Source organism: Streptococcus infantis, assembly GCF_001579645.1.
GTDB classification, from domain to species: domain Bacteria; phylum Bacillota; class Bacilli; order Lactobacillales; family Streptococcaceae; genus Streptococcus; species Streptococcus infantis_E.
Genome location: NZ_KQ970818.1, coordinates 478,301 through 490,603, shown reverse-complemented (window position 1 = coordinate 490,603; position 12,303 = coordinate 478,301). Strand labels below are relative to the sequence as shown.

The following is a 12,303-nucleotide window of genomic DNA, read 5'->3' as shown; positions in this document are numbered from 1 at the left end:
GTCTCAATTTAGAAAAAACTTCTCCGATCTTACCTTCGATAACTAAATCAGCTTGGCTGTCTTGAGGAGTGCTGGACTTGTTGATAACGACAAGATTTGACCCTGAAAAATAATTGATTAGGCTAGCTGCAGGATAAACGACTAAGGAAGTTCCTCCAATAATCAATAAATCTGCTTGCTGAATGACTCGGGCTGCTCGACTAAAAACATCCATATCCAGAGGTTCCTCATAAAGGGTTACGTCAGGTTTGACCACCTTACCACAATCTAAGCAGTAAGGAACTGAACCTTCAAGTGCCAAAAATGCATTCAAATCATAAAAGCGATGACAGCCCAAACAGTAATTACGATCTGCACTACCATGCAGTTTCAAAACTTTTTCAGAACCCGCCATTTCATGGAGACTATCGATATTTTGTGTCACAATCGCCTTTAATTTATCAGTCTTTTCCAAAAATGCTAGATAAATATGTGCTAAATTTGGCTTAGCATCCGGATAGACGAGATACTTTTTGTAGAAATCAAAAAAATCCTCTGGATAGCGTTCAAACATGGTGCGTGAAACCAGTTGCTCGGCAGTAAAATGGCGCCCCAACTTAAGACTATAAACACCATCAGAACTTCGAAAATCTGGAATATTAGACTCTGTTGAAACCCCTGCACCACCGAAAAAGACAATTCTCTGACTTTGATCTATCAGTTCCTGTAATTGTTCAATCTTATCCATTTTACCCCTCCTTTAGTTTTTGTTCTAAAAAAGTTGAAAACCTTTAGCTATTGTCAACCAGGTTTTCAACTTTATTTGATTATGATTTAGATATTAAACTGACTAGTCTCGGTTCTTTGACACAATTAGGCTTTCTTCAAAGTTCTTATTCTCATCTATTATAGGATTGAAGCAATGAACATGCTTATCATTTTGAGAACAAGAGTAATCACATGAATGGAATCTAACTTTAGTCTGCAATCAAGGTTTCTAGACCAACCTTCATCATATCTGTGAAAGTATTTTGGCGCTCTTCTGCAGTTGTATCTTCATCTGGATTAACCAAACTATCTGAAATAGTCATGATAGCAAGAGCATCAACATGGTGTTGGGCAGCAAGATAGTACAGCGCCGCTGCTTCCATTTCCACCGCTTTTACTCCCCACTTACCAAGTTCGATATTCTTCTCAAAGTAGTTTGAGTAGAAAACATCTGATGACAAAACATTTCCGACGTGAGTGGTCATGCCAAGGTCTTTGGCAATATGGTAGGCTTTATCTAGTAAATCAAAGCTAGCGATTTGTGGGAAATCGTACTGTGGCCAGTCATTACGGACGATGTTTGAGTTAGTGGCAGCTGCTTGCGCCAAAACCAATTCACGAACATGGACATCCTCATTCAAAGAACCAGCAGTTCCGACACGGATCAATTTTTTCACACCGTAATCGACAATCAATTCACGCGCATAGATGGAGATTGATGGCATTCCCATCCCTGTTCCCATGACAGATACACGATGGCCCTTGTAAGTTCCAGTGTAACCAAACATGTTACGGACTTCATTGAAGCATACAGCGTCTTCAAGAAAATTCTCAGCGATAAACTTCGCACGAAGAGGATCCCCAGGAAGAAGAATTTTATCAGCAATTTCACCCTGCTTAGCAGCAATATGGATAGACATAGTTTATGATACAAAGAGCGACCAGAAAGCGACTGAAAATCAGGAATCTGACGAGAAATCCTGATTTCACAGTCAGATTATCTATTTTCCGAGCTTTCCGCTCGTGTTCAAATTTGAACACACGCTCTACCTTTCTTTTTGATATACAAGACAGGCGACAGAGAACAAAGTAAAAATAGGAAACTGGCGACGCATTGTAAATGCTAGACAGTTTATCTTTTTTACACAGTTCTCCGCCCGTATTCAGTTCAGCTAATACGGTTAACCCATCCTTTCTTTTTTAATTGAGTAATTAGAAAAGCTTTCCGCTCGTGTTCAAATCTGAACACACGCTCTACCTTTCTATAAGATACCAAGCCCGTAAAAAGCACAGTGAAAATAGGGGATTGACGCAGCAAGTACTGGACTTGCAAGGCAATTGATCTTTTTCACACAGCTTTTAGGGCGGGTTCAATTGTAAGTTAGTTTTGAAAGTTGAGGCGATTACGGGTTCAATTTCAAACCCGAACTCCCTTTCCTTTTCTTTCATTTTTATATTTATTTTGTTAATGAATCCAAAAATGCAAAGAGTTTTGCATTCATTTCTCGATAAGCATAGTTACGAATAGCTTCAGGCTTTTGAACATAAGTCAATTTTTTGCTTTGTTCTTCCAAAACTTCTTCACCATCCGCAGCAATTAAGAGCTCTACTGCTTCTGGATCAAATTCCAAATGAGCTTGGAAGGCATTGTGTTTAGGACTAAAGCGAATAATCTGACGTGGACAACCTTGACTGGTCGCAAGAACGACAGCATCTTCTGTCAATCCTGGCATATCGCCATGCCAGTGTCCTGTATTTAGAGTCGGTCCAAGAACTTTGACATGTTCATCTTTTAAACCAGCTTCAGTAAGCGTTATTGGATAAACCCCAATCTCACGTTCTGGACTGTGCTCATACTTTGCACCATAGGCAACAGACAAGAGCTGGGCACCAAGACAGACCCCAACAATATAACGATCAGCCTTCATGGCCTTTTGAATCAGCTCAATCTCTGCCTGAGGATCGTAGTATGGAAAAGCTTCTCGATCTTCATCTGGCGATTGAGGTCCTCCCATTACGATCAAAAAGTCGATCTCATCCACTGTCTCTGGTAAAGCTTCATTCTCATAGACTTTGGTCGTGGTCACTTGATGGCCACGCTCCTGCGCCCATTTTAGATAAGCGCCCGGCACTTCAAAGGTTTCATGCAGTACAAAATGTACCTTCATCGTTTCTTCTCCCATCTCTTTCGAATCACGTAAGACAGACCAGCCGCAAGTACAAGCGGAATTGTCAAACTCCGAGTTTGGCCTGTAAATCCAAGGCTCAGGGCAATGGCTGTCAGAGGAGCTTTTAAGGTCGTCCCTAAAAAGACGGTCGCACCTAGTAACATCCCTAGAGCAGGATCTAGATGAATCCCAACTGCTGTCAAAAGCAAGGTCACTAGGTAGCCAGAGCCAATCCCTAAGGCAAATGATGGTGTCAAAGTTCCCCCATAAGCACCATTGCGCAAGAGGAGATAAACCAGAATCCCCTTCAGTGCAAGAGCCAGTGGAAGATAAGGAATCGACTGGCTAGACAAGAGGGCTTGCGCTAGTACCTGGCCATTTCCCATAAAGATAGGGAAAAAGATTGCTAGGCCCCCCAGCACTAGAAAGGCTAGAGGAAGAGCCCAAAGAATCGTCCCATCCTTCCGCCGTTTGTGACTAGCCCGCTTGGCGAGGAAAGCAAAGACCAGAGCCAAGGGAGTAACCAAGAAAGCAATCACAATAGCCTGAAAGAAACTGCTAGCCGACCATGAGACTGCGGACAGGTGATAAATAGCCTCCTGACCAATGATGGACTGAGCGACCCAGGTGGCCAGATAAGTGCTGGTCAAAACCAGTAGAAGGTTCTGCCAACTGTAGGCGAGTCCTAAGGTCTCAAAGACGAACAAGCTACTGGCAAAGGGAACTTGATAGACCGCAGCTAAACCAGCTCCAGCACCACAGGCAATCAAGACTTTTCGCTCTTTGAGGGCTAGAGAAAAACCTTTCGCCAAGCGACCAGCTAGAAGAGCCCCGACCTCACGTGGTGCTCCTTCTTTTCCGACCGATGCACCTGCTCCGACAATCGCAACCTGCATCCCTGCATGAAAGAGGTGGACTAAGAGCGCTGGTTCCCTGTCTCCAGCTAAGTCAATTTGCTGGCGAATAGACAGAATCTTATAACGCTTTTGCAAGACATACCAAAAACCAGTTGCCAAGCACCCAGTCACACATAAGACCAAAAATCTACGGAGACCTCCAGCTTCTTAAAATTGCTGGAGTAAATCCGACTCATCTTGGCCAAAAGCCAGCCCTTGCACCCCTTCTAGTAGATAATGACAGGCAATTCCGACCAGACCCGTCCCTATTCCTAATGATAAAGTGGCTAGAAGCACTCTCAGTCCATAGGGTATACTTTGGAGTCGTACTCTCATAGTCTTACAATTCTGCAAGAATAGCTTTCAGCAATCCTTTAAAGTCTCCTTTGACACGTTCGGTAACTTCTACTACTTCTTCGTGGTTAAGTTCCTCTTGGAAACCAGCCGCAAAGTTGGTAATACATGAAATACCAAGAACCTTCAAGCCAGAGTGTACTGCAACGATAACTTCAGGAACGGTTGACATTCCGACAGCATCAGCACCAAGTGTTTTATAAGCACGGATTTCAGCTGGAGTTTCATACGTTGGACCAGTTACACCGATATAAACACCGTCATCAAGTCTAACACCAAGCTTTTCAGCAACTGCATGAGCTGTAGCACGATATTCTGGAGTGTAGGCTTTTGACATGTCTGGGAAACGTGGACCGAAGTCATCCAAGTTTTCACCGATTAGCGGATTTTGTCCTGTCATATTGATGTGGTCAGTGATAGCCATCAAAGTACCAGGACCAAAGCCGATACCACCAGCAGCGTTGGTTACAATCACACCTTCACAGCCCAAAACTTTCATGACACGAACCGGGAAAGTTACGACTTCAAGCGGATTGCCTTCATAGAAATGGAAGCGTCCTTGAAGTGCTAAAACCTTACGTCCTGCAAGCTCACCGTACACCAATTTTCCAGCGTGTCCAACAACAGTAGAACGTCCCCAGTTTGGAATCTCCGCATAGTCTACCACAACTGGATTTTCAATTTCTTCAGCAAGTTCTCCAAGTCCTGATCCAAGAATCAAGCCGAACTCTGGTGCTTCTACTCCCTTTTCTTTTAAGAAAGCAGCTGTTTCATTGATTTTTGCTAATAATGTCATTGTTGTCTCCTTCATAATCTTTTAAAAATTGACCGATTTTGTCAAAGGTTTTTGCATTTCGAATCGTAATATTACGATAGAAAGGCATCTTAAGCAGATACTTGTGATAGGCTGTTTTGGTATAGGTTTCTTCTGAGAATTTGCCCCAGAAGATTCCCAGTTTCCCGAAATGAAGCACTTCATCTACCAGTTCCATACTTTCGACTTTCTCAATGACTTGCTTGGTATCCAGTCCCTCAGTATAAAAGAGAACATCCTTTCGAGCCATTTCTTGGAACCACCATTCCGGAAGAGTTCTAAGCTCCTCTTCGTAATCTTCTTGACTTAACAAGGAAAAATGTTGGATAAATGGATAATGCTTGTTAAAGAAATCCTGTAGCCTCTCAACCAACTGAGTTCTAGGTATACTAGTATCAAAGAAAATATTGCCACTATTGATGTAGGTTTCAACATTTTCCAATCCCAACTCTGTCAATTCTTGACGAAGCTGGTCCATGACCACCTTATGTTTTCCACCGACATTGATCCCTCTAACCAGTAATGCCAAGCGAGTCATCTTAAACCAATTTATCTAAGAAGCTTTCACCAATCATAGCCTTATCTACGCCAAAGTTATCCGCGATTGTTGCCGAAATATCAGCAAAATGACCGATTGGTAAGTGTCCATTTCCTTTTAGTGATGGGCTATAGACCAAAAGTGGAATGTATTCACGAGTATGGTCTGTACCTGCATAAGTAGGGTCATTACCATGATCGGCAGTAATCATGAGTAGATCATCTTCTCTCATAGTAGCGATAAGCTCAGGCAAACGTTCATCAAACTCGTGCAAGCAATCGCGGTAACCATGTGGATCACGGCGGTGACCGTAAAGTGCATCAAAATCGACCAAGTTAGTGAATGAGAATCCTTTTTCAAACTCAGCAAGGCCCATTGTTGTCAAAAGTGTGTCAATTCCATGGCTATTTGACTTATTGTGGCCCATATCATGGTTCACCCCAGCACCATTAAAGATATCGCTAATCTTACCTACTGAGTAAGTATCAATACCTGCTTCGTTGAGTTTGTCCAAAACTGTTGGAGCAAATGGTGATACAGCCAAGTCACGACGATTTGCAGTACGTGTAAAGTTTCCAGGCTCACCAACATAAGGACGTGCAATGATACGACCTAGAAGAGCTGGACGTTCCAGTGTAATCGAACGAGCGTACTCACAAATACGGTAAAGTTCATCCAAAGGAATAATGTCTTCATGGGCAGCTATTTGAAGAACCGGGTCAGCTGATGTATAGATGATCAACTCGCCTGTTTCCATTTGACGTGGTCCAAAATCATCGATAACAGCAGTTCCTGAGTAAGGTTTGTTTGCTTCACGGATTACTTTACGACCTGAAAATTCTTCAATCTTTGTAAGGATTTCTTCTGGGAATCCATTCCAGAAAGTATCGAAAGGTTCAGTGATATTGAGGCCCATGATTTCCCAGTGACCAGTCATGGTATCTTTACCTAATGACACTTCCTCAAGTTTAGTGTAGTAACCACTAGGATTTGCTTCTGCGGGAACAGTTTTTAGTGCTGTCTCACGCTCGATATTCCCAAGACCAATCTTAGCCATGTTAGGGACATTCAAACCAACTGATTTTGAAATATGGCCTAGTGTATCAGAAGCTCCATCTGGAACCCCTGCATTGACAAAGTTATTAGCATCTGATGCTGCACCGATTCCTACAGAATCGAGCACTACCAAATGAATACGTTTAAATTTTGACATCGTTTGCCTCCTTTATTTCCCTTTTGTTGAAGTTAAAACCTGAACGCCAGCTTGCCCTGCTACAATCACTTTATCAACCATTTGATTAAATAAACCGTGCTCAACAATACCGACCTGAAGATCCAGTTGATGACCAAAAGCAATCGGATCTTCAATAACACCTAAATCAAGATCAATGATGAAATTTTTCATATCCGTCACAAAGCGTTGGCCATCTTTTTCACGAAAACTTGGCTTATAACCAGCTTTTTCAAAACGACGGAAAACCTGTTCTGCTCCGTATTGGACAACTTCGACAGGTAGTTTGAAAGCGCCAAGCTTCTCAACCATCTTGCTTTCATCTACCACCCAGATATACTGTTTGGTTGGTGTCGCAACTACTTTTTCCATTAGAAGCGCACCACCGCCTCCTTTGATACCATTAAACTGGCGATCTACCTCATCAGCTCCATCAACAGTCACGTCAACCTCATCCACCTCGTCAATCGACTTAAGTGGGATATTCAATCCTTGTGCCTGTTTTGTCGTTACACTCGAGGTCGTTACGGCTGTAATTTGAAGTCCTTCTTCTTTAATTCTACGTCCGATCTCCTCTACGAAATAATAGGCAGTCGAGCCTGTTCCAAGTCCTACAACCATTCCGTTGGTTACGAACTCAGCAGCCTTGATGCCTGCTATTTTTTTCAGATTTTCCACTTAAACACCTCCAAACAAAAAGCTACTTTTATTATAACATGAATACGCTTTAAATTCATCCTTGCACTAGAAAAACCCGAACATTTTATTTCGGGTTTCTGATTTTTATTTAACCATGTCAGGATCGTAGTCATAAAATCCTGTGTCAAGGAAACGATTTTTGGGATGGAGTTTACGGACTTGCTCATCCAACAAGAAGGCTTGGTCATGCGTAAAGTTTCCCTCTTGAATCAAGCTACGGGCTTGGATGAAGAGTTTTGCAATCTCAACAAAATCTTGCCCTGGAGTATAAAGTCCCTCTAGTTTCCAATGAGTGAAACCATGCTCTACCAACTCTGGCAATTTGGTCATCAAATCAAGGTCGTTATTGGCAAAAATGTGAGTTCCATGATTATCTTCAAAAATAGAGTAATGGCTATCTGGATCACTAGGCTCTGCTAAGAAGAGGTCGCGTTGACGTGTTTTTTCATCATCAATCTGAGTAAAATTATAGTAATTCTGCAAGAGTGGACGCTTAGAGTGGTGGATAACACTTGCTCCATAGACCAAAATTTCAGCAGGAATTTCCAAAATTTCAGGCATTTTAAAGAGTTCAGCTGATGGAATTTCACGGGCTAAAACTGCCTCAGAAGCGCCAGCCTTTTGTCCCCAAAAATTGATCTGACGGCTGCTAGTTACCATTGTTGATGCGTCATAGATGGTTTTAAAAGAATAACCATCACGATTGACAACATAAAAGACACCTGCATCCCCAACAGTAATGTAGTCTGTTTTAATTTCTTCTAAGAAATCAAGGAAGGGCTTGATACGATCCATCATATCCTGATGCATAAGGGCATTGACCGCTACGATCAATTCCTTACCTGCATCATGAACCAGACCAGCGATGGTTCTCAGTTCATCATAAGAAAAAGTCTTTGGTAGGCGAAGTCCAAAATCTTTCTCACCAACATAGATGCGGTCAACTCCCGCCTCTAGTAATTCTTTTACTTGTTCAATGCTTTCAGCAGTTGCTGTAATAATAATCTTTTCCATAAGAAAAATTATACCACATTTCTGAAGAATCAGCTATTCCCTAAAATGATAAATTTACTTATTCTTTTTGTAACCTTACTGTAATAATTTTTTTCTTGAAAAATGGTAAAATGAAAGAGTACTGTTAAGGAGAGAATCATGCCCGTAAGAAAATATCAACCGTATGAGTTTGAAGAAGAGGAAACTCAAACAACGCTATACCAAGACTATGTTCCAGAAACCACTTCCGTTGCTAGTTTGAAGGAAGTTCTTTTCTTTGTAAACATTGCTTGTTTTTGCGTCTTTTTGGCCTTGTTTAGCTTTATCTTTTTAGCCCTCAAGTTCAATACAGTCTTAGCTTTTAGCCTAGCAATTGCCTTGAGTTTAGCAGCATCAAACGTTCAACGTTCGATGATTAAGAAGAAATTATATTAGATTCAAAAGGTCGGGATTTTTGTCCCGACCTATTTTTTCCACGATAGCTAAAGAGCTGCGACTAGAAAAGCGATACTTGGTCTACCGCTTTCTAAGTCACAGCCTTTTCTTATTTATTTTTACGCTTGGATGGTGTTTGGATAGCGATTTTTACTTCAAAAATCGTACCATGAGGTTTGTTATCTTTGACACTGATGGTTCCTTTAAGAGCATCGACAATCTGTTTGGCTAAGGATAAGCCTAACCCAAAACCACCTTTTTGGCGAGTACGAGCCTTATCAACCCTGTAAAAGCGATCAAAAATTTTCTTTTTATCTACTGCAGAAATACCAATTCCATCATCAGCTACTGACAAATAGAGATTACGCTCCGTCGTAGCAATGACAAAATGGATATCTCCTTCTTCTTCTGTGTACTTGACAGCATTGTCAAACAAGATAGTCATCAGTTGCTTAAGAAGAAGCTTGTCTGTTATGATGGTCCGATGGATGCGATTTTCAAAATGAAAAACGCGGTTATTTTCAGATGCGATCATCTCATAGTTAGTAAAAGTTGTGTTAAAGAAGGCTGGCTCTACCTCTCCTAATTCCGGTTTAATGCCGTCATCACGACGAGCTAAATTAAGGAGATTAGTCGTTAAAAAGCGCATATTACGAACTTCTTCTAGACTGGAAGCAATACTCTCACTTGACTCCATAATAGTTGCCTCAGGTTTTCTGAAAAGAGTTTCTAGACGATTTTGCAGAACAGCTAATGGAGTTCGTAGCTCATGACTGGCATTTTCCACAAAACTCTGTTGCTTTTGCATGCTTTCAAGTAGAGGTTTAACACTGACACGCGCAAGATAAAGGCTGGCAATAATGGATAAAATCCAGAAGCTAGCCATGACTACCACGATTAATTGCTCATGATTTTGACTAATTTGCTCTATCTGACTGGTATTTATCAAAACCGCTGCATACTTAATATTGGTCGAGACAGAATCGATATTTATTTCAGATAGAATCACTCGGTAAATCTCATCCTGACCATAACTATTCTGAACATGAAGTTGTCGAATATGATTCAAATCCTTTTTATTAAAAGTAATCTTATCAAGACCTAAAAAGCGGTTGCCAGTCACTAATTGATTCAAATTTGAATCTAGCAATATCACTTCCGTATTGGAACTAACCGTTGGTTTTTTATCAGAAGCTGGAGCAACATTGGCACTACCTAAATCCTTAACGTCCTCAGTTGCACGATTGACCGCCAATTGAATAACGTCCTGAGGATTTTTGCTCAGTGATAAGAGTTTTTCATCAACCGATGTGTAGAGACTGGAGTGCATAACCTGCAAGATAATCAAGGTCATAGCAGAGAAAATCAGAGTAAATACTCCAAAATTACGGATAAAATAACTGAAATCTTCTGCGTACCAATTCTTTTTAATTTTTTTAAACATGTTTTAAAATATACCCAACACTACGCAAGGTTTGGAGGTTTTCAGCAAAGACTGAGCCCTTTAATTTCTTACGAACTTTTGATACATAGACTTCTACCACGGAGATGGTTGTGTCACTGTCAAATCCCCACAAACGGTCAAAAATTTGTGTTTTTGGTAAGATCACATTTTGATTTTGGAGGAAATAAACCAAGAGATCAAATTCTTTACCTAATAGTTCCACAACAGTATCATTGATTTTAACTTCATTTGTAGATAGATTAACTGTCAAATCACCATAAGAGAGGGTATTTTCATTGAACTTACCAGAACGTTTGAGCAGCGCTTGGATACGCATCTTGAGCTCTTCTAGATAAAATGGTTTTGTTAGATAATCATCTGCCCCAAGCTCAAATCCATGTCCCTTATCATCAAGACTTTCCTTGGCTGTCATGATCAGAACAGGAGTCGAAATCCCTTTTTCACGCAATTCTTTTAAAACTTGGAACCCATTTTTCTCAGGTAACATCAAGTCCAATAAAATCAAGTCATAAACACCACTTTCGGCCTCATAAAGACCTTCTTCGCCATCAAAAACCTGCATGACATCCGCAAAATCATCCAAAAAATCAAAAACTGAATTTGACAGGCCTAGGTCATCTTCCACTAATAGAATTTTGATCATCAAAAATTCCTCCTTATTATACCTATTATAGCAAAAATATCTTAAAAAAAACTCAACTTCCCTTGTTTTTCCAAGAGAAAGTTGAGTTTTTGTAATCTAGTTAGACTAGAATCTTTTAAGCTTTGCTATATTTAGCTACAACTGCTTCAACTGCTGCTTTTTCACGCTTAATCAATTCAACGCGAGCTGCGATATCCTTAATTCCCATGCGGATATTACGGCTAAGGGCAAGGTCAGAAAGTTGTGGTTCATAGAATGCCTTGTATTCTGCCAAGCGTTGCTCTGTTTTAAAGATATGTGATGGGAAGATGACAAAGCTGTCAAAACTCATATCACCACCAAGAGCTGCCTTAATCCAATCCCAGTTTTCACGTGCCCACACCCATACAGTTTCTTGAGTTGCTTGGTGTCCTAGGAATTGGAGATACCATGCTGAAAGATCCTGTGGTTTCACGACAAATTTGTCCTTCCAAGTTGCAAGCAGTGTTTGGATGTTCTCTGCATCTGTTGCATAAGCAAGGGCTGCTGCCAATTGGCGTTTAAAGGCGGCATCTGTCGCATGAGTATAAAGATCGAGATAAGTTGCGACCAATTCCTTAGTCTCATGGTGTTTCATTTCATTGATGAGAACTTGTGAACGAATAGCTGCTGGAAGTCCTGAAAGATTATCCTTGTGGGCTGCAAAAATTTGGCTAGCAACTTGACTGGCTTCCTCGTCATTTGAACGAATCATCATGGAAATTGTCAATTGACGAACCAATTCATCCTCATCAGATTCACTCTCTTTAGCTTCAAAACCAAGTCGGTCATAGTTGTAACGAGCCAGTTTAGCAATAAGGGCTTTAAAGGCTTTTTCTGCCTCTGTTCCTTCATCAATGAAGCGTTCAAGGGCTGTAATAACTTGAGAAACTGCAGCAACAACTAGGTAAGATTCTTCTTGTGCCAATTGATCCACTACTGGAAGCAAGTCTGCGTATGAAATGTGACCAGCTTCAGCTAGCAAACGACGTTCTTGAACGATTTGAAGTTTACTTGTGTTATCAAGTTCTACTAATTCTGAAAGAACAGCATCAAGCAAGTCGCCTTGATAGTCTGTAATGTAATGTGCTGTATTTTCTGTGTTAAGACGAAGGGCTCCTTTGTTTTCAGCAAGAAGCGCAGCATAACCAGGAATTTCGATACTTTCAGTTTCGAGAGTATCTGGCAAGCCTTTCCAGTTGCTGTTAAGTGGCACTACCCAGAGACGGTTCTTGTCTTCGTGTTCACCGATAAAGAATTGTTTTTGCGAAATCTTCAACACATCATTTTCAACTGTAGCAG

At 41.0% G+C, this 12,303-nt stretch carries 12 protein-coding genes and 1 pseudogene; 1 reads left to right on the top strand and 12 read right to left on the bottom strand.

Going from position 1 to position 12,303, the window contains the following annotated elements; all coding sequences use genetic code 11:
• From SINDD18_RS02295 to SINDD18_RS02255, 9 genes and pseudogenes are all read right to left on the bottom strand, one after another.
• Nucleotides 1-727 (bottom strand): NAD-dependent protein deacylase (locus tag SINDD18_RS02295; RefSeq protein ID WP_061862941.1); only part of this gene is annotated, 727 nt, incomplete at its 3' end.
• 229 nt (nt 728-956) lie between these two features.
• The gene (gene deoD / locus SINDD18_RS02290; protein ID WP_061862940.1) at nt 957-1,667 is read right to left on the bottom strand and encodes a purine-nucleoside phosphorylase; all 711 of its coding nucleotides are present in this window, start codon (nt 1,665-1,667) and stop codon (nt 957-959) included.
• A 537-nt stretch (nt 1,668-2,204) separates the two neighbouring features.
• Complete coding sequence (locus SINDD18_RS02285) at nt 2,205-2,915, bottom strand: type 1 glutamine amidotransferase (protein WP_061863229.1); 711 nt, start codon at nt 2,913-2,915, stop codon at nt 2,205-2,207.
• A pseudogene (locus SINDD18_RS02280) lies at nt 2,912-4,147 on the bottom strand (chloride channel protein). The gene SINDD18_RS02285 and the pseudogene SINDD18_RS02280 overlap by 4 nt, the downstream one beginning before the upstream one ends.
• A gap of 4 nt (nt 4,148-4,151) precedes the next feature.
• Nucleotides 4,152-4,961, bottom strand: a complete 810-nt coding sequence (locus SINDD18_RS02275) for a purine-nucleoside phosphorylase (RefSeq protein WP_061862939.1) — start codon at nt 4,959-4,961, stop codon at nt 4,152-4,154.
• Nucleotides 4,936-5,517: a DUF1697 domain-containing protein gene (locus tag SINDD18_RS02270; RefSeq protein WP_061862938.1), complete on the bottom strand. Its 582-nt coding sequence runs from the start codon at nt 5,515-5,517 to the stop codon at nt 4,936-4,938. The genes SINDD18_RS02275 and SINDD18_RS02270 overlap by 26 nt, the downstream gene beginning before the upstream one ends.
• Before the next feature lies 1 nt (nt 5,518).
• Nucleotides 5,519-6,730 carry a phosphopentomutase gene (locus tag SINDD18_RS02265; protein WP_061862937.1) on the bottom strand — a complete coding sequence of 404 codons (1,212 nt, stop codon included), beginning with the start codon at nt 6,728-6,730 and terminating at the stop codon, nt 5,519-5,521.
• A 12-nt stretch (nt 6,731-6,742) separates the two neighbouring features.
• Nucleotides 6,743-7,426, bottom strand: coding sequence for a ribose-5-phosphate isomerase RpiA (gene rpiA, locus SINDD18_RS02260; protein ID WP_061862936.1), 684 nt, complete (start codon nt 7,424-7,426; stop codon nt 6,743-6,745).
• Nucleotides 7,427-7,531: 105 nt separating this feature from the next.
• Nucleotides 7,532-8,461, bottom strand: coding sequence for a peptidase U32 family protein (locus tag SINDD18_RS02255; RefSeq protein WP_061862935.1), 930 nt, complete (start codon nt 8,459-8,461; stop codon nt 7,532-7,534).
• Nucleotides 8,462-8,599: 138 nt separating this feature from the next.
• Here SINDD18_RS02255 and SINDD18_RS02250 point away from each other — a divergent pair, with 138 nt between their 5' ends.
• The gene (locus SINDD18_RS02250) at nt 8,600-8,875 is read left to right on the top strand and encodes a DUF3270 family protein (RefSeq protein ID WP_001145234.1); all 276 of its coding nucleotides are present in this window, start codon (nt 8,600-8,602) and stop codon (nt 8,873-8,875) included.
• Between the two features lie 109 nt (nt 8,876-8,984).
• Here SINDD18_RS02250 and SINDD18_RS02245 read toward each other — a convergent pair whose 3' ends face one another.
• From SINDD18_RS02245 to SINDD18_RS11180, 3 genes are all read right to left on the bottom strand, one after another.
• Nucleotides 8,985-10,319 carry a sensor histidine kinase gene (locus tag SINDD18_RS02245; RefSeq protein WP_061862934.1) on the bottom strand — a complete coding sequence of 445 codons (1,335 nt, stop codon included), beginning with the start codon at nt 10,317-10,319 and terminating at the stop codon, nt 8,985-8,987.
• Nucleotides 10,312-10,983 carry a response regulator transcription factor gene (locus tag SINDD18_RS02240; RefSeq protein ID WP_061862933.1) on the bottom strand — a complete coding sequence of 224 codons (672 nt, stop codon included), beginning with the start codon at nt 10,981-10,983 and terminating at the stop codon, nt 10,312-10,314. Before SINDD18_RS02240 ends, SINDD18_RS02245 begins: the two co-directional genes overlap by 8 nt.
• Nucleotides 10,984-11,098: 115 nt before the next feature.
• On the bottom strand, nt 11,099-12,303 hold a 1,205-nt coding region (locus SINDD18_RS11180; protein WP_241497310.1), incomplete at its 5' end, for an ERAP1-like C-terminal domain-containing protein.

Coding starts and splice junctions, on each gene's coding strand:
- SINDD18_RS02285 (WP_061863229.1), bottom strand. CDS start 2,915: ATGAAGGTACATTTTGTACTGCATGAAACCTTTGAAGTGCCGGGCGCT.
- SINDD18_RS02240 (WP_061862933.1), bottom strand. CDS start 10,983: ATGATCAAAATTCTATTAGTGGAAGATGACCTAGGCCTGTCAAATTCA.
- deoD (WP_061862940.1), bottom strand. CDS start 1,667: ATGTCTATCCATATTGCTGCTAAGCAGGGTGAAATTGCTGATAAAATT.
- SINDD18_RS02265 (WP_061862937.1), bottom strand. CDS start 6,730: ATGTCAAAATTTAAACGTATTCATTTGGTAGTGCTCGATTCTGTAGGA.
- SINDD18_RS02250 (WP_001145234.1), top strand. CDS start 8,600: ATGCCCGTAAGAAAATATCAACCGTATGAGTTTGAAGAAGAGGAAACT.
- SINDD18_RS02275 (WP_061862939.1), bottom strand. CDS start 4,961: ATGACATTATTAGCAAAAATCAATGAAACAGCTGCTTTCTTAAAAGAA.
- SINDD18_RS02255 (WP_061862935.1), bottom strand. CDS start 8,461: ATGGAAAAGATTATTATTACAGCAACTGCTGAAAGCATTGAACAAGTA.
- SINDD18_RS02270 (WP_061862938.1), bottom strand. CDS start 5,517: ATGACTCGCTTGGCATTACTGGTTAGAGGGATCAATGTCGGTGGAAAA.
- SINDD18_RS02245 (WP_061862934.1), bottom strand. CDS start 10,319: ATGTTTAAAAAAATTAAAAAGAATTGGTACGCAGAAGATTTCAGTTAT.